At 40.1% G+C, this 15,707-nt stretch carries 19 protein-coding genes and 1 pseudogene; 7 read left to right on the forward strand and 13 right to left on the reverse strand.

The window, feature by feature from the left end:
- Positions 1-131: 131 nt before the first annotated feature.
- The gene (locus ASG46_RS01055; protein ID WP_056702640.1) at positions 132-1,622 is read right to left on the reverse strand and encodes a leucyl aminopeptidase; all 1,491 of its coding nucleotides are present in this window, start codon (positions 1,620-1,622) and stop codon (positions 132-134) included.
- A gap of 56 nt (positions 1,623-1,678) precedes the next feature.
- Positions 1,679-1,870, reverse strand: a complete 192-nt coding sequence (locus tag ASG46_RS20880) for a hypothetical protein (protein ID WP_142407259.1) — start codon at positions 1,868-1,870, stop codon at positions 1,679-1,681.
- Between the two features lie 78 nt (positions 1,871-1,948).
- Here ASG46_RS20880 and ASG46_RS01060 point away from each other — a divergent pair, with 78 nt between their 5' ends.
- Positions 1,949-2,425, forward strand: a complete 477-nt coding sequence (locus ASG46_RS01060; protein ID WP_008346791.1) for a divergent PAP2 family protein — start codon at positions 1,949-1,951, stop codon at positions 2,423-2,425.
- A gap of 40 nt (positions 2,426-2,465) precedes the next feature.
- Here the strand turns inward: ASG46_RS01060 and ASG46_RS01065 are convergent, their stop codons facing one another.
- The 4 genes from ASG46_RS01065 to ASG46_RS01075 all read right to left on the reverse strand — a co-directional run bounded on the left by ASG46_RS01065 (position 2,466) and on the right by ASG46_RS01075 (position 5,090).
- On the reverse strand, positions 2,466-3,110 hold the full coding sequence (locus ASG46_RS01065) for a 3D domain-containing protein (RefSeq protein ID WP_017358926.1): 645 nt from the start codon (positions 3,108-3,110) through the stop codon (positions 2,466-2,468).
- Positions 3,111-3,209: 99 nt separating this feature from the next.
- Positions 3,210-3,530 carry a YuiB family protein gene (locus tag ASG46_RS01070; protein ID WP_003212933.1) on the reverse strand — a complete coding sequence of 107 codons (321 nt, stop codon included), beginning with the start codon at positions 3,528-3,530 and terminating at the stop codon, positions 3,210-3,212.
- An 81-nt stretch (positions 3,531-3,611) separates the two neighbouring features.
- Positions 3,612-3,737, reverse strand: coding sequence for a YuiA family protein (locus ASG46_RS21025; RefSeq protein WP_008346797.1), 126 nt, complete (start codon positions 3,735-3,737; stop codon positions 3,612-3,614).
- 135 nt (positions 3,738-3,872) lie between these two features.
- On the reverse strand, positions 3,873-5,090 hold the full coding sequence (locus ASG46_RS01075; protein ID WP_160758061.1) for an NAD(P)/FAD-dependent oxidoreductase: 1,218 nt from the start codon (positions 5,088-5,090) through the stop codon (positions 3,873-3,875).
- Positions 5,091-5,480: 390 nt separating this feature from the next.
- Between ASG46_RS01075 and yumC the strand changes: the two genes are divergently transcribed.
- Positions 5,481-6,479: a ferredoxin--NADP reductase 2 gene (yumC, locus tag ASG46_RS01080; RefSeq protein ID WP_041091837.1), complete on the forward strand. Its 999-nt coding sequence runs from the start codon at positions 5,481-5,483 to the stop codon at positions 6,477-6,479.
- A 46-nt stretch (positions 6,480-6,525) separates the two neighbouring features.
- On the opposite strand, the gene ASG46_RS01085 is transcribed toward yumC, so the two are convergent.
- A complete protein-coding gene (locus tag ASG46_RS01085) occupies positions 6,526-6,732 on the reverse strand; it encodes a hypothetical protein (protein ID WP_008346803.1) in 207 nt (68 codons plus the stop codon).
- A 202-nt stretch (positions 6,733-6,934) separates the two neighbouring features.
- Between ASG46_RS01085 and ASG46_RS01090 the strand changes: the two genes are divergently transcribed.
- The 3 genes from ASG46_RS01090 to ASG46_RS01100 all read left to right on the forward strand — a co-directional run bounded on the left by ASG46_RS01090 (position 6,935) and on the right by ASG46_RS01100 (position 9,117).
- Positions 6,935-7,351, forward strand: coding sequence for a hypothetical protein (locus ASG46_RS01090; protein ID WP_056702641.1), 417 nt, complete (start codon positions 6,935-6,937; stop codon positions 7,349-7,351).
- Positions 7,352-7,468: 117 nt separating this feature from the next.
- Positions 7,469-8,221, forward strand: coding sequence for a MerR family transcriptional regulator (locus ASG46_RS01095; protein WP_169476060.1), 753 nt, complete (start codon positions 7,469-7,471; stop codon positions 8,219-8,221).
- Positions 8,221-9,117, forward strand: coding sequence for a DUF2268 domain-containing protein (locus tag ASG46_RS01100; protein ID WP_017367976.1), 897 nt, complete (start codon positions 8,221-8,223; stop codon positions 9,115-9,117). Before ASG46_RS01095 ends, ASG46_RS01100 begins: the two co-directional genes overlap by 1 nt.
- Positions 9,118-9,348: 231 nt before the next feature.
- On the opposite strand, the gene erpA is transcribed toward ASG46_RS01100, so the two are convergent.
- The 3 genes from erpA to ASG46_RS01115 all read right to left on the reverse strand — a co-directional run bounded on the left by erpA (position 9,349) and on the right by ASG46_RS01115 (position 11,146).
- On the reverse strand, positions 9,349-9,711 hold the full coding sequence (gene erpA, locus ASG46_RS01105) for an iron-sulfur cluster insertion protein ErpA (RefSeq protein WP_008357254.1): 363 nt from the start codon (positions 9,709-9,711) through the stop codon (positions 9,349-9,351).
- A gap of 73 nt (positions 9,712-9,784) precedes the next feature.
- A complete protein-coding gene (gene dapF, locus ASG46_RS01110) occupies positions 9,785-10,639 on the reverse strand; it encodes a diaminopimelate epimerase (protein ID WP_056702645.1) in 855 nt (284 codons plus the stop codon).
- Between the two features lie 270 nt (positions 10,640-10,909).
- Positions 10,910-11,146 (reverse strand): YuzB family protein, encoded by a 237-nt coding sequence (locus tag ASG46_RS01115; RefSeq protein WP_008346813.1) that lies wholly within the window; start codon positions 11,144-11,146, stop codon positions 10,910-10,912.
- Between the two features lie 255 nt (positions 11,147-11,401).
- Here ASG46_RS01115 and ASG46_RS01120 point away from each other — a divergent pair, with 255 nt between their 5' ends.
- Positions 11,402-12,469, forward strand: coding sequence for an NAD(P)/FAD-dependent oxidoreductase (locus ASG46_RS01120; RefSeq protein ID WP_056702648.1), 1,068 nt, complete (start codon positions 11,402-11,404; stop codon positions 12,467-12,469).
- A gap of 48 nt (positions 12,470-12,517) precedes the next feature.
- Here the strand turns inward: ASG46_RS01120 and ASG46_RS01125 are convergent, their stop codons facing one another.
- Together ASG46_RS01125 and ASG46_RS01130 are read right to left on the reverse strand one after the other, a co-directional pair.
- Positions 12,518-12,748, reverse strand: coding sequence for a WYL domain-containing protein (locus tag ASG46_RS01125; RefSeq protein WP_017358919.1), 231 nt, complete (start codon positions 12,746-12,748; stop codon positions 12,518-12,520).
- 100 nt (positions 12,749-12,848) lie between these two features.
- The gene (locus ASG46_RS01130) at positions 12,849-13,178 is read right to left on the reverse strand and encodes a YuzD family protein (RefSeq protein WP_008346819.1); all 330 of its coding nucleotides are present in this window, start codon (positions 13,176-13,178) and stop codon (positions 12,849-12,851) included.
- Between the two features lie 121 nt (positions 13,179-13,299).
- Between ASG46_RS01130 and ASG46_RS01135 the strand changes: the two are divergent.
- A pseudogene (locus ASG46_RS01135) lies at positions 13,300-13,599 on the forward strand (NifU family protein).
- A 44-nt stretch (positions 13,600-13,643) separates the two neighbouring features.
- Here the strand turns inward: ASG46_RS01135 and ASG46_RS01140 are convergent.
- Complete coding sequence (locus ASG46_RS01140; RefSeq protein ID WP_056702961.1) at positions 13,644-15,614, reverse strand: S9 family peptidase; 1,971 nt, start codon at positions 15,612-15,614, stop codon at positions 13,644-13,646.
- Between the last annotated feature and the right edge of the window lie 93 nt (positions 15,615-15,707).

Raw genomic sequence — 15,707 nt, forward strand, 5'->3', positions numbered from 1 at the left:
CTCCGAAATCCTTTAGTTTACTAATGTAGTAGATAATTAAAGTACCAACGTATGTTACCATAGAAAATTTACTTCGTCAAATGGCGTATGTCCTACATAAAAAGCTCTGCCAGTTGGCAGAGCTTCCGTCGTTATTTCTTCGGTTCAAATCGTTCCACAAATGTTGCTAATGATCTGACCATCACACCTGTTGCTCCTGTTGGACCAAAGCATGAAGGCTTTTCTGTCGTGGCTGTTCCTGCAATATCTAAGTGAACCCAAGGGGTGTCTTCAGCGAATTCCCCAATGAATGCACCTGCCATGATCGCATGACCATCACGACCTGGTGAGTTATTCAGATCAGCCATTTTGCTGTTTCTTACTCGTTTTTTATCTTTTTCGGTGATTGGCAGCTGCCAAATCATTTCCCCGCATTCTTCTGATGCCTCTTTAAACTGGGCATACAGTTCATCGTTATTGGTCATCACGCCTGTTGTTTCATTCCCAAGTGCCACAATGACACCGCCTGTTAATGTCGCAACATCCACAAGCACAGAGGCACCATGCTGCTTCGCATAGGTCACACCATCTGCTAAAACAAGACGGCCTTCTGCATCCGTGTTAAGCACTTCGATTGTTTTGCCGCTTAGTGAGACAATGACGTCATCTGGCTTCATCGCATCTGCTGAGACCATATTATCTGTTGAGGCGATGACCGCAATGACATTCTGCCCTGGACGAAGTTCACCAATGATTTCCATTGCACCTAAAACAGAGGCTGAGCCGCCCATATCTGTTTTCATCCCCACCATACTTGCTCTTGGCTTTAAGGAATACCCGCCTGTATCATACGTAATCCCTTTACCGACAAGACCGATGACGTCTGTCCATTCTTCCTTGCCTTGATATTTCAATACAATCAGCTTCGGTGGTTCTGTTGAGCCTCTATTAACGGCTAGAATAGCGCCCATTCCGAGCTCTTCCATTTGTTCTTTATCTAAAATTTCAATCTCGAATTCATATTTATAAGCAAGCTCTGCCGCATAGGATGCAAGATCAGAGGACGTGAGCATGTTCGGCGGCATATTCACAAGTGTACGAGCCGAATTGACCGATTGTCCGTAGACTTCGCCCACTTTCAGACTTGCCTGAATTTCGGCAGCATCATGATCCGTTGTTGCATAAACAAATTCGATAAAGCGATCCGGTTCATTCGTTTTATGTTTAAAATCTTGTAATTCATATGTAGCTAAAAGGCAGCTTTCAGAAAGGGCATGGGCTGCATCTTGAACAGGCAGATCCTTTCCTGTAAATGTATCAAGCAAAACCGAAACTGCTTGCTTTTTATCTTGATGAAGCTTTTTAAATAAATGCGCAAACACTTCCTTTGCCTCTTCAAACGTGTAATCTGACTCCTTCCCAAGCCCGACAAAATAAATACGTTTAATGCCGGTTTCAGGGGATGGGAAAAATTTCGAAAGCTGATTTCGCTTAGACGAAATATCGCCTTCTTTTAGTAATTCAGTGATTCTTCCTCCATGTAATTCATCCATTTCTTTTGCTTTTCCTGATAATTGGCTCTTTTGAAAAAGTCCGATGGCCAGTGTATCTTTATGTTGCAACTCATTTGTCGAGAAAAACATATTTATCACACGCTCCTTCAATGAACTCCATATTTCACATTGGAACTTCTATTATATCAAAATTTATGTGCTGATACGATCATTGCCAGCCTGTCTTCCCTTGAAGAACATTTATATTTTGGCACGCGGAAGGGCATCATGAAAAAGCGGCAGCGATCCATAGCAGCCTGTCCATGGTCTCCTCGTTCCACATCTACTTTCTTTAATGTTATAATGAACATGGACTTGGCAACAGTTCTTACTGCCATCATTTTTTTATCTTACTAGGGTAAATACTTTATCATTTCGCACGTTATTTTTTCTTAAAGAGAGGATGTTTCTTGTTCATGAGCGTACTGACGAATTTTCCGCTGCTTGCCAGCCTTGCAGCCATCTTTTTTGCACAATTTGTAAAAGTACCGATTCAATTTATCATTTCTAGACGACTAGATTGGTCGCTCATTACAAGCACAGGCGGAATGCCAAGTTCACACTCCGCAGCAGTAACAGCACTCTCAACAGCAGTTGCTTTAGAGCACGGGCTAGGAACATCTATTTTTGCCATTTCCGCCATCTTTGCCATTATTACAATGTTTGATGCGACAGGTGTTCGCAGACAGGCAGGAGAACAGGCAACTGTCCTGAACAAACTGGTCACAGATTTTAACCGGTTTGTTGCCGAGGCAAAGAACTTCCCAAATGCGGAAGAAAAAGAGAAGCAAAAGAAATTGAAAGAGCTTCTTGGGCATAAGCCGATTGAAGTCTTCTTCGGCGGCTTAACAGGAATCTTGCTCACACTCATCTTAGATTATTACTTCATGTAGAAACGAAAAAGCTTTGGACCTTTTGAGATCCAAAGCTTTTTTATTCTTTATTGGCTTGAAACTGCTGCCGGAACACTTGCATCGATTCTGCTTCATTCAACTGATTTAAGTCTTTTTCTGTCAGCGTCCCTTCACCCTTTTTAATCACATAAACGTCCAGCACTTTTTTACCCCATTCTCTATACACATCATCAACCGTTTCATAATATAAATCAAGCTTATGACCTTTAATCGCTTTCCCAGTATCTGCGACTACACCATAGCCATAATTGGGGATAAACAGGACAGTTCCTATCGGAAAGACAGATGGGTCCGCTGCCACGGTTGAATATAAATCACGTTTTACTTTGACGCCTGAATATGTAATGCCATATGCATGATGTTCTTTCGTCTTACCTGTTGATTCTACTCCTGCTGTATAACCTGTGGCGACAACCTTTTGCTTCGGATAATCGTTCCAATTAAATGCTTCTTCGAGAGAAACAGCACGCAAATCATCACTTTTCACCGCCATCGTCTGCCTTTTTGGATGCTTTAAAAAAGAAGATACGTGCTTACCGGCATCGGTCTCTTTCACCCATGCAGCGAGATCACTTGGTTCTACGCCAGATATGCCCGTAAAGCTTGTCATCAAGGCAAGCATAAACAGACCTGTCATGAACAATCGTTTCATCCATGTTTTCATTTCTATTTGTCACTCCTCTACCCATCTATTTGTTTCCAAACAAAATGGAAACTATGCAAAGGAGAAACAAAAAAACCCACTTGCGTGTAGACAAGTGAGTTAAAACATTTGATAGCCTCTTTTACGAAGGGCATTGATGACAAAACCTGAGGCAATGGCACCAATTAGACCACTTAATAAAATGATGATATCTGCCGCAGCAAGAGAAACGATGCGGTCTCCTATCCCGGAAAAAGCAATGCCTGGTTCTCTTACATAAGCGATCATCTTTTGATTATTGATAATGAAAAGGCATACAATTGGATATAAAATTGCCATAATCCATGACATTCTCAGCAGCATATTCAGCAAAAAGCCAATGCCGAAGAATAACACGAAAAATAAAATAACTGAAATGATAACGACTGGTAAACTGATCACTTCATCTCCACCCCCAAATATCCCATCATTAGTTTAACTTGGAAATAGAGATGAAGTCAATCAATGGAAAAAGCCGTAAGATTAATGCTTCTTTCCTGTCCCTTTACATTCCTCACATGTTTCTGATCCGCCGAGCAATAACTGAAAATATCCTTTTCCTGAACAATACTGACAAGTTGACTTTTTTTCTTTCGTTTGTGCATTCATATTGCTCACTCCTTAATCTAAATTTTCTGATAATTCATCATAACATATTTTTCTGTCCAGTACCAAGTGAGAAAATATTCCGTCAAACATGAAAAAACGTGTACCACAGGGATACACGTTTTTGTCTATATCGGTTTAGAAGAACTTGAATTTTCCTTTTTTCAGAACAAGTCCTGGTCCGCCAACCATGAATAATGAACGGTTGTCGATGATTTTTTTCATTGCAGAAGCTTTTGTTCCTTGAAGTTTTTTACCAAACGCAACACCTACAGCGTCGTGTTCACCAAGAGAAGCAACTGTTCCTTTGATGTCTGGCTTAAAGCTTTCAAGCGTGCCACCTTTTACTAGTGCTGCAAGGTTTTTCGCTACTGTTTCACCTTGCTGCATCGCAATTTGTGCAGTAGGTGGGTATGGACGATTAATTTCTTCATTGATGATTAATGAGCAGTCACCGATGATGAATACATCTTCATTTTCTGGTACACGAAGATCTGGAGACACTTTTACGCGGCCGCGCATGTTTTCAAATCCAGCTTCTTCAACGATTGGGTTACCACGTACACCAGCAGCCCATACAACAGTTTCAGCTTTGATTTCTTCTGTATCATCGTCTTTTCCAACAATGATGCCCTCAGGCGTACATTCTTTGATCGCTGTACCGATTTTGAACTCAACACCTTTACCTTGAAGGTAGTTCATCGCATAGTCGATCAATTCAGGATCAAATCCTGGAAGAGCTGTTGGTGCAGCTTCTACACAGATAATACGCACGTCTTTTTGATCAATATCATACTCTTTGCAAAGCTCAGGTACACGGTTTCCAAGCTCACCAAGGAACTCAATACCTGTGAAGCCTGCACCGCCGACAACGATTGTCAGACGCTCTGGACGCTTTTCAGCTTCCGTATTATATGTCGCAAATTGAAGTTCAATGTGCTCACGAAGCTGACGAGCAGAGTTGATGTTAGAGATTGAGAATGCATATTCTTTCAGTCCTGCAATACCAAATGTTTCAGGAACAGCACCAAGCGCAACAACAAGGTAGTCATAAGAAAGTTCGCCATCTGATGTCACAACTTTCTTCTCTTCCTTATTAATGCTTTCAACTGTTGCTTGTACAAAGTTGACACGGGAACTGTTAATCACATCTTTAATTTGATAACGACAACGGTCATGATGAAGAGTACCTGCACTTGCTTCATGTAACCATGTTGTTTCGTAATGATAATTATGCTTGTTCACAAGAGTAATGTCCGCATCATTTGTGCCAAGCTGTTTTGTTAATCTTGTTACAGTCATTAATCCGCCATAACCTGCACCTAATACAACGATTTTCGGTTTATTCACTGGAATCACATCCACCTTTTTTAAATTTGCTGTAAAACGGATAAAGAATTACATATCGTTATTCTCAACCGCTTTGCGGCATTTTATGAAATTTAAACAAAAAAATAAGTATGTGAAAATCTGAACTTTCACCTACAAAAAACGAAAGCATTTGACCGTATCCGACAAAAATTCATAAAAAATTAATATTTAGTTCCCTTAACAATAATAGCGAGTTCTGCTCCTTTTTTCAAGGCTTTAAACTGAAAATCCTTAGGATAAACGGTCTTTCTCTCTTTTTTCCCCTTTTCACAGCATCGGCATCAAAAAACGACAAGTTTTTCAAAACAAGTCAAACGACGATATGTGGTATGATATGATATAGTGATAACAATTTTCATTTGGGAGGATTAAGGAATGCAAGAAGATTCTAAGGTATATGACATTACCGTTATCGGGGGCGGCCCAGTCGGATTGTTTACTGCGTTTTACGGGGGCATGAGACAGGCAAGTGTGAAAATCATTGAAAGCCTTCCTCAGCTCGGCGGTCAACTATCCGCTCTTTACCCTGAAAAATACATTTATGATGTGGCTGGTTTCCCAAAAATCCGCGCACAAGAATTAATTGATAATCTAAAGGAACAAATGGATAAATTTGATCAAACCATTTGCTTAGAGCAAGCTGTGGAAACGGTTGAAAAACAAGCAGACGGTATTTTCAAACTCGTTACGAATCAAGAGGTTCATTATTCAAAAACAATCATCATTACAGCTGGTAACGGTGCATTCCAACCGAGAAAGCTTGAGCTAGATGCAGCAGAATCATTTGAAGGAAGCAACCTGCATTACTTCATCAATGACCTGAACCAATTCGCTGGTAGACGTGTTGCTGTTCTTGGCGGCGGAGACTCTGCGGTCGACTGGGCACTGATGCTTGAGCCAATCGCAAAAGAAGTATCGATTATTCACCGTCGTGATAAATTCCGTGCACATGAGCACAGTGTAGAAAACTTGCACAACTCGAAAGTCAATGTGCTGACACCATTTGTGCCAACTGAGCTCATTGGTGAAGAACGCATTGAACAAATTGTGCTTGAAGAAGTGAAAGGCGATAAAAAACAAGTACTAGATGTGGACGATGTGATCGTCAACTTCGGTTTTGTTTCCTCCCTTGGACCAATCAAACAATGGGGCCTTGAAATCGAAAAGAACTCTATCGTGGTCAAATCCACGATGGAAACAAACATCGAAGGCTTCTATGCGGCAGGAGACATCTGTACGTATGAAGGAAAAGTCAAATTAATCGCAAGCGGATTTGGTGAAGCACCAACTGCTGTGAACAACGCGAAAGCCTACATGGACCCGAAAGCCCGTGTACAGCCGCTCCATTCCACAAGCTTATTTGAAAATAAATAAGAACGGATCAAAAAAAGGAGTTCCATCTGCGGAACTCCTTTTTTGTTTATTTAAAAATCCCAATATAGGCATTCGCCATTCCAAGTACCATTGCAGCAAGTAACACCACAACAATTCCTGCCACAACCAAAATTACCCGATCCTTCACACGTTCCTTTTTCGGAAGCGGCTTGTCTATCCCGCAAGATGGACATGTTTTGGACCGATACGGAATCAGTTCATGACAGTTCCTGCAATTGATTTGTTCACTCAAACCTCAGCAACCTCTTTTCTGATGACAGTTTATGTTTGGTTCTCATGATACTCTTTTCGAGGGGAAATAGCCAGTTGTGAGGACAAGCTGTAACAAAATTGAGCGATTTACAAATTGTTTAAGAAGGAATGGAATGAATGAAGGTTTGATTGGTTCAACCGATATAAGAAGTAGAAGATCGTCATGAAGGATAGGTGGAAAGATGATAAAGCGTTTCATGATTAGTTTAAGCTTGTTACTGATGATTGGCGGTTCAGTTGAAGTGTTTGCAAAAGACTATAACAAACATTATGCTCAATTCGCTGCCGGATTGAATATGGATGTTGATCAGCTAGAACCTTTTTTAAAGCGTGTATCCACTTCGGTTTTAGATGCTGGTTTGAGTGATCAAGAAATCAAACAGATACTCACCAACGTTCAAAAAATGAATAAAAACAATGAAACAAAAAGAATGGGCATCTTTGAAGTGGTGTACCATGAAAAACCAGCAAAGATTAAAATTGAAATTGAAGTCCATGTGGAAGATGGCAATAAAGAAGTGGTGATCTATATGTTTAGCACCCAAGAGTTGGTGGATGTCTTGGATAAAGAACTATTGAAAATAGAAGAAACAATTTGAGAAAGAGACGCTGAATGAGTGTCTTTTTTTCATTTTTACACCTTCATTGATCCCTTTCTATTGACCCTGACGTAACGTCATACTTTATAGTGAATATCATAAGGAGATGTGTTGAATATGAAAGTAAAAGAAGTCGCTGAATTGTTTGATATTAGTATTCGTACACTTCATCATTATGATCAAATTGGTTTGTTGACCCCAAAAGAAGTCACGGATGCTGGTTACCGGCTTTATTCAGAAGAAAACCTTGAAACACTACAGCAAATATTATTTTTCAGAGAACTGGGATTTAACTTAAAGGAAATAAAAGAAATCCTAAACAATCCGTCATTTGATAAACATGAAGCATTTATATTACAACGAAAAATGTTGATGGAAAAACGAAATACACTCGATAGAATGATTGAAAATATTGATAAGACGCTAAAACATATAACGGGAGAAATTCACCTAACAAATAAAGAGAGGTTCAAGGGAATGAACATGAAATTCAACCAATATGAAGAAGAAGCTCGCTGTCGCTGGGGGAATCAGTCCATTGATAACGTGAACTTCAAATTAAGTCGATTGTCGAAAGATGAACAACATGATTTATCTTTAAGATGGGATAGAGTTTTTCATAACTTAGCATCCCTCCGCAACCTCACTCCTCAATCCAAAGAGGTACAAGCCGCCATCAAAGAATGGTATGAATTTTTAAATAATCACTTTACTCAATACTCCCTCGAGGCATTTTATGGATTAGGTCAACTTTATATTCAAGATGAACGATTTACAAAAAATATAGATCAATATGGTGAGGGCTTGGCTTCATTCATGAGTGAAGCCATGAAAGTATTTGCTGATCAACAGAAAAGAGGTCCAAGCTGATGAACATCATCATTGAAGATACAATCGCTCAATACGAAAAATTGTTTTCGCTAAAAGAAAATAAAGAACACTTTTTTCGATACAACATGATGAGGCCTTTTGAAAAGATGTGGAATATGATAAACGTTCCGTTAAAAGCTACACAAAAAAATGGCTATGATGTCATCATGGCAACCAATATGCTTGGCTATCTTGATGTATCACAAACACAAACTGGTAAACAAGCGTTAAAAAAACTACAAGAAATTCAAGCTCTTCAAATGGCAAATACCACCTTGAACTATTGTATGAATTTTATCAAAAAACACAACCTTCATATAAATTCTGATGAATTGAGATTTGGTCTATATATAGCTGATCCGAAAAAGCTAGAACAACAAAAAGGGTATTGTGGCTTTGGAGGAATTCCGGGATTTATCCAATGCTCAATATATCCGAACTCTTATAACATCCCACGGATCCCCGCTCTAATTGCGCATGAATTCCATCATAATATTCGTTTTTCCTATTTTGAATGGGATTACGGAAATGTAACGGTTGGAGATTACTTAATTATAGAAGGTTTAGCTGAATCATTTGCAAAAGAACTTTATGGTGAAAAGATGCTAGGACCTTGGGTCACTTCTTTTGATCAACAGGACTTAGAATATTCAAAAGAAGTGATTAAAGACGCTTTATATACGAAAGGGTTTGCTGAGGTCAGTAGTTATATGTTTGGTGATAACATTGCAAAAGAACAAGGATATCAACCTGTCGGATTATCACCCTTTGCAGGCTATGCAGTAGGTTATCAAGCTGTACAATCTTTTATGAAAATGAATAATGTAGGAATTGAAGAAGCAACCGTACTTGATACAAATGAAATTTTAAAAAATTGCGGATTATTTTTCACCTAAACATTTTAATGAATTTCAAAGCAAATCGGTGTAATAATGAATTCTAATTATCGTACGAAACATACTGTATGCTCATGCTATATCTAATCATTTCAAATAGACTTGTTGAAAACCTTGTTAGAATTTTAAGCACCTTTAAAAAAGAACATAAAAAAACCTCCTCAAATTTATAATCTAATTGAGGAGGTTTTTATTCAAAATGGATTTACAGAATTCATTGATACTGAAATTCTAACACTCTTCCGGCGTACCGGTATTGGTAGCTGTTCTGAACGAAGAACCGCATCCGCATGACGCAATCGCGTTCGGATTGTCAATCGTGAAACCGCCGCCCATTAGTGATTGTTTGAAATCAATGATGGTGCCGTTCATGATATCAAGGCTTTCGGAGTCAACAAGAACCTTTATGCCGTGCTGTTCGAACTGCGTATCTTTCTCTGAGACTTCATGGTCAAAGCCCATCCCGTATGAAAGACCGCTGCAGCCGCCGCCTTTTACGCCCACTCGTAGGAACGCATTTTCTTCTTCATGTTCTTTCATCATATCTTTAATCTGCAATGCAGCAGCTTCTGTAATCGTTACTGGTGTACTCACGATCATCCCTCCTTTTGACTGGATGTTTCTTTTCAATTATAAACGTGATGTTGCCTTTTCTCAAATAAATGGTTTAGAGATAGAATGTGCCGTCACAAATCGTTTCAGCAGGTCCTGTCATCAGCACATGGTCATTGTCTTTCCAGCGAATGATGAGGTCTCCGCCAGCTAGATGAACGGTCATATCCGTTTCTTTTTTCGCATGTCCATTGACAATCGTTGATACAGCCGCAGCACATGCTCCTGTTCCGCACGCTTGCGTAATCCCTGATCCTCTTTCCCACACGCGAAAATGCAGTTCCGTTTCACTGACATGTTCCACAAATTCTACATTGACGCCTTCTGGAAACATGTCATGCTTTTCAATGATTGGCCCAAGCGAATCGAGCGGCGCCTGTTCAATGTCTTCTAAATAGAAAACGATATGGGGATTCCCCATTGAAACAGCTGTTCCATTTAAGGTCGTCGTGCCAAAATCAAGCGGTTCATTGATCGTTGTACTGGCCGGTTCACCAAGCATTGGCATCGCTTCTTTTTCAAAACGAGGTTTACCCATATCAACTGTCACTAACTGAACGTGACCATCCTGCACATGAACGGTCGCCTCAACGAGTCCTGACAATGTCTCAATCTGGAACGTTGTGTCTGTTACGATTTGATGCTCATACACATATTTTGCAACGCAACGCAGACCGTTACCGCAGTTTTTCCCCTCTGATCCATCATTGTTGAAAATGCGCATCTTCACAGGCGCAACATCTGATGGGCAAATGAGGATCATTCCGTCTGAACCGATACCTGTATAAACAGAAGAAACGCGGATCGCTATCTCTGACAGCTGCTCTTCTGGAAGCTGTTCCTTCATCTGATTGACGTATATATAATTGTTTCCTAGTCCGTGCATTTTCGTGAATTGAAATGATGTCATGAGCGTCCTCCAAAAATGTTGTTTCTTTATAGTATAAAAGGAGTCGATTCAGGAGACAATCTTATCATCCCCCGTTTTTCATACATAGAAGCTCTTTGCTGCCATGGCAAAGGGCTTTTATTATGCATATGCCTCTTTTTCTCTCGTGTGATGCTTCATTTTAATGATATTTTATTAGCATAACATATTGGATGCGCTTTCTATATTTTCCCCTAAAAAACGGAAACTGAATATATGAAAAAAATGCACCTCATGACCCATGTGGTGCATTTAAAACATGTCGTTTTCCTCTATAAAAGCATAAATACGCTCAACTAGCTGCTCTGCATTTTCTCCAGAAACAAATTCTCCATTCACAAGGGCAAATGGGGAGTCCATACATTTGCCGCAGTAGCTTAAACAACCGTATTCCATTACATCTAAGTTTGGGTCTTTTTCAAGTTTCTCTTTTGCTTCTTGAGACCCTTGTGCAAGATTACTTACACAAAATTCGATCAGTGGAAACACTGTGCTTCACCTCACATTTGCCTTACTATCCTACCGAAATTCCTTCTATTAGTCAAAACATGAGCTTCAATAAATCGTTACGCCTATTCCCCGTAAAATGTTTTACTATTTAGGACTAAGTAATGAATATGTAGGTTATTTTGAAACAATTATTGTGGTTTCACAGTAAATTCGATATAATTTTATTTGGTATTTTAACTTAAAGTTTTTTAGTATAAGTGTTTTTCAATGTCTAGGGGGAAAAGGAGAATCGTCATGAAAAATTTAGTCTTGATCGGCGGAGGTTACGGGAATATGCGGGTTCTCCACCGCTTATTGCCAAATCAATTACCTGATGATGTTACTATCACATTAATTGATCGAAATCCTTACCACTGTTTAAAAACAGAATATTATGCACTTGCTGCTGGAACGATCTCTGATCATCACATTCGAGTATCTTTTCCAGAGCATCCAAAGCTGGATATTCAATACGGGGAAGTAGAAAAAATTGATATTGAAAACAAACAGATCTTATTTAGCGACCGTGAACCGATTCCATATGATGATACGGTAATCGGACTCGGCTGTGAGGACAAGTATCACAATGTCCCTGGTGCGAAAGAACATACATACAGCATTCAAACCATTGATCAGTCAAGACATACGTATAACAAATTAAACAATTTGAGTGCAGGTGCAACGGTTGGTATCGTCGGTGCTGGACTTAGCGGGGTAGAGCTAGCCAGTGAACTACGTGAAAGCCGCTCTGATTTAAACATCATTCTTTTTGACCGCGGAGAACTGATTCTTTCCAGTTTCCCAAAAAGATTAAGTTTATATGTACAAAAATGGTTTGAAGAAAATGATGTGAAGAACATTAACTGCGCCAATATTACGAAGGTTGAAGAAGGAGTTGTGTACAACCATGACGATGCCATTGAAGCAGATGTCATCGTGTGGACAGCAGGAATTCAGCCAAGTAAAGTCGTGCGAGATATGGATGTTGAAAAAGATGCACAAGGCCGTGTCGTCTTAACTCCTCATCACAATCTCCCTGGAGATGAGCATGTCTATGTCGTAGGTGACTGCGCAAGCTTGCCTCATGCACCAAGTGCACAGCTTGCCGAGGCACAGGCAGAGCAAATTGTGCAATCTCTACAGAAACGCTGGAAAAATGAGCCACTTCCTGAGGCTTACCCGCAGTTTAAGTTAAAAGGCGTACTCGGCTCTTTAGGGAAAAAAGCCGGCTTTGGCTTAGTGGCGGATCGTCCACTTGTTGGTCGTGTTCCAAGACTCTTAAAATCTGGACTTCTTTGGATGTACAAGCATCACAATGGATAAAATGATGTGAATTTTTTCTCAAAGCTCCTTCTAATGAAGGAGCTTTTATTATGAAACGGCATGTACCGATGAATGGTTCACTTTGATAGGAGCAAGCGCAAGGATGCAGTCTTTACGAAACGTTCTGATCGTCTTCTTCGATAAACAATACGCTTGTATGAACTGTTCAGTTTGACGATGTACAATGATTTTTCGTTTCGAGCACTCTCCATTTTTCTTCATATAAATCATATCAATCGGTATTTGTTGATGAAGAGATTGTTTTAGTAAATAATTCATGATGCTCACGCTCCTTTCATCTCATTATAAACGAACAAACGTTCTAAATCAACCTAAAAAGGAACGTTTGTTCTGTTTATTTTCCTAAAAAAAGAACAGCTCATTCACTGCTCTCTTCGTACCCGTATTTCTCCATTTCTTGATAAATATCTTTTAATTTCGGATTGCCCTCTCCAACAATTTGATCCTCAACAAGGACAAGCGGATAAAAGAATTCATCATCAAGAATTCGTTCAGACAATTCTTTTTGGCGTTCGTTTTCAGGCGGGTGCTCAATATCGATATATGTGATGCGAAACGGCTGATTTGGATATTTTCGTTTTAATGCTGCATCTAGCCACTCAAATGTATCTTTTGAAGAAGGCAGATTCACGCAACTAGCGCACAGGACATCTCTTCCATATACATAAAGGTCAACGGTTTTGTTCATTTGACAAGCCCCCTATTCTTTCTTTATTTTAGCTGAATTTTCTGTATGAAAAAAGTCAAAATCACTTTTTGTTTCAAGATGAGATTGTGCTATAATGAGAAGGAAACTTTGAAACCAATCAATAGATTTTTATCGTCCAGATGAATATAATGGTGATATGTTGTGAAAGGAGCGATTATATCTAATGACTGAAGTCGAAATGAAAGACCAAGTACAGGAAGTACTGGACAAACTTCGTCCATTTCTATTACGTGATGGTGGAGACTGTGAGCTTGTAGACATTGAAGATGGCATTGTGAAATTACGCCTTCTTGGTGCATGCGGCAGCTGCCCAAGTTCAACCATTACATTGAAAGCCGGTATTGAGCGCGCATTATTAGAAGAAGTACCTGGCGTTGTAGAAGTTGAACAGGTTTTCTAATTCATATATGACATGAAAACGACCCTTACTGGGTCGTTTTTTAATTAGGATAACTTCTCTCTAAACCATTCTTGAATAAAGGTCAGTCTTTGAATACGCTGCCCAGGGTGGCCGCTTCTCGACAAATCATGAGAAGCCTTCGGGAATTTGACTAATCTCGTGTCTTTTCCAAGCTCCTTTAATGCCACAAAAAGCTGTTCTCCTTGATCGACTGGGCAGCGGTAGTCTTCATCACTGTGCAGGATGAGAAGCGGTGTATTCACCTGTTTTACATACTTTAGCGGCGAACGATCCCATAGCTTATCAACAGAGTCATAAATATCCCCATCAATCTGCCATTTTGTAAAGAAATAACCGATATCACTGATGCCATAAAAGCTAATCCAGTTCGAGATGGAACGCTGTGTAACAGCTGCACGGAAACGGTCTGTCTGTCCGACAATCCAGTTGGTCATAAAACCGCCATAGCTGCCGCCTGTTACGCCAAGCCTTGTTTCATCAAGAAAGTCATAGGCTTCGAGCACATGATCAACAGCCAGCATGACATCCTCATAATCAACGTCACCATAGCTGCCTCTTACACGGTCCGTAAACATCTGTCCATACCCATGACTGCCATGAGGATTGATGTACACAATCGCATACCCTTCAGCGGCAAGCATTTGAAATTCATGAAAATACGTATGACCGTACATCGCATGCGGCCCTCCATGAATTTCTAAGATTAGTGGATATGTCTTCCCCTCTTCCATCTGAGCAGGCTTCATCAACCAGCCATGTACAACGTCTCCTTCTTTTGACTGGAAAGAAATTGGTTCAGGTTCGGATATGACATGTTCCTTTAGAAAGTCATCATGCTCAAACGTGATTTGCTTGAGTGAGGATTCCCCTAAAGTCAGCTCATACAGCTCACTAGGCGAGACAGGCGAAAGACGGCTGATCAGCATTTTTGATTCGTCTGGATGAAGACTGAAATTCGTCACATGTTCTGCCTCTAAACGAACGGGATAGGCTAAGCCCTCAATAGAGAAATAATAAATTCCGGTACTCCCTTGATCAGAAACAAGCGCATAAAACCCCTGACTATCCTTTGTCCATTGTGGAAACTGATTAGCCTCACCCATAACACTATCCCCTGCCATACAGTTTCCTACATACATATCGAGCATTTCTGATAATTGAACGGTCTTTTTCTCCTTCAGGTCATGCAGCCACAATGATGGGAAGGTTGCATTCTGAAATTCACGTTCGTGTCCAATGTACAAAAGGCTTTCTCCATTTGGAGAAAATGATACAGTCGTGTAAGCGCCTGTTGATTGGGTAATTTTCTTGGATGTACCGTCCTCTAAGGAAAGGAGACAGATATCACTTATGTAAAACGTCTGAGGATTTGATTGAATATACGCAAGCCACTTCCCACAAGGAGAGATGACATGATTCACATGATGATGCGGCTCACTCGTAAGCATCTCTACCTCGCCGGAACGGACATCGATTTTTACAATTTGCGTCAGACGCCCATCTAAAAAGCCTCTGCCATCTGCTTTATAAGTCAAATCATCATATACGGCCGGAGCAAAGTCATCACGCTCTTCTTTTTTTTCATCATGAACAGATTCTTCTTGTTTTAATGAGACCGCTGCATAAATGAACGCTCCATCCGGTGAAAATACAGGTTGAGAGACGCCGTAAGGAATATTCGTTAAAGTACGAAAGCCGCCGCCATCGCTCTGAATGAGTGCGAGCTGAGGGACTTCCTTTGGCTTCTGCAAAATAAACGCAAGCTGCTTTCCGTCTTTTGACCATGCTGGTTGATGATGCTTTCCATCATCAAATGTCCATTGAGACAGCTCCCCTGTCTCTTCATCTCGAACCCATAAATGAATATTGTAATCATCCTTTTTTTCATTCACCGATACTTTTGTAAAAACAGCCTTTTTTCCATCTGGTGAATAGACTGGATGAGAAACAGACACGATTTGCGTTAAATCCTCTGCTGTTATCAATTTCTTCATCAATAGATCTCCCCCCTTTTATGTACCAAAAATAGTTCGCTTCTCTAAATAATAATCCCTGCTTTTGTTGTGAAAAACAAGGATAAAAAAAGA

The organism is Bacillus sp. Leaf49 (genome assembly GCF_001426125.1).
GTDB classification, from domain to species: domain Bacteria; phylum Bacillota; class Bacilli; order Bacillales; family Bacillaceae; genus Bacillus; species Bacillus altitudinis.

What these genes read in the sequence shown, in the direction of transcription:
- ASG46_RS01055 (WP_056702640.1), bottom strand. Translation starts at nt 1,622, where the DNA reads ATGTTTTTCTCGACAAATGAGTTGCAACATAAAGATACACTGGCCATC.
- ASG46_RS01065 (WP_017358926.1), bottom strand. Translation starts at nt 3,110, where the DNA reads ATGAAAACATGGATGAAACGATTGTTCATGACAGGTCTGTTTATGCTT.
- ASG46_RS01120 (WP_056702648.1), top strand. Translation starts at nt 11,402, where the DNA reads ATGAAAAATTTAGTCTTGATCGGCGGAGGTTACGGGAATATGCGGGTT.
- ASG46_RS01060 (WP_008346791.1), top strand. Translation starts at nt 1,949, where the DNA reads ATGAGCGTACTGACGAATTTTCCGCTGCTTGCCAGCCTTGCAGCCATC.
- ASG46_RS01140 (WP_056702961.1), bottom strand. Translation starts at nt 15,614, where the DNA reads ATGAAGAAATTGATAACAGCAGAGGATTTAACGCAAATCGTGTCTGTT.
- ASG46_RS01095 (WP_169476060.1), top strand. Translation starts at nt 7,469, where the DNA reads ATGAAAGTAAAAGAAGTCGCTGAATTGTTTGATATTAGTATTCGTACA.
- ASG46_RS01100 (WP_017367976.1), top strand. Translation starts at nt 8,221, where the DNA reads ATGAACATCATCATTGAAGATACAATCGCTCAATACGAAAAATTGTTT.
- ASG46_RS01125 (WP_017358919.1), bottom strand. Translation starts at nt 12,748, where the DNA reads ATGAATTATTTACTAAAACAATCTCTTCATCAACAAATACCGATTGAT.
- ASG46_RS21025 (WP_008346797.1), bottom strand. Translation starts at nt 3,737, where the DNA reads ATGAATGCACAAACGAAAGAAAAAAAGTCAACTTGTCAGTATTGTTCA.
- ASG46_RS20880 (WP_142407259.1), bottom strand. Translation starts at nt 1,870, where the DNA reads ATGGCAGTAAGAACTGTTGCCAAGTCCATGTTCATTATAACATTAAAG.
- dapF (WP_056702645.1), bottom strand. Translation starts at nt 10,639, where the DNA reads ATGACATCATTTCAATTCACGAAAATGCACGGACTAGGAAACAATTAT.
- ASG46_RS01130 (WP_008346819.1), bottom strand. Translation starts at nt 13,178, where the DNA reads ATGAACAAAACCGTTGACCTTTATGTATATGGAAGAGATGTCCTGTGC.
- yumC (WP_041091837.1), top strand. Translation starts at nt 5,481, where the DNA reads ATGCAAGAAGATTCTAAGGTATATGACATTACCGTTATCGGGGGCGGC.
- ASG46_RS01090 (WP_056702641.1), top strand. Translation starts at nt 6,935, where the DNA reads ATGATAAAGCGTTTCATGATTAGTTTAAGCTTGTTACTGATGATTGGC.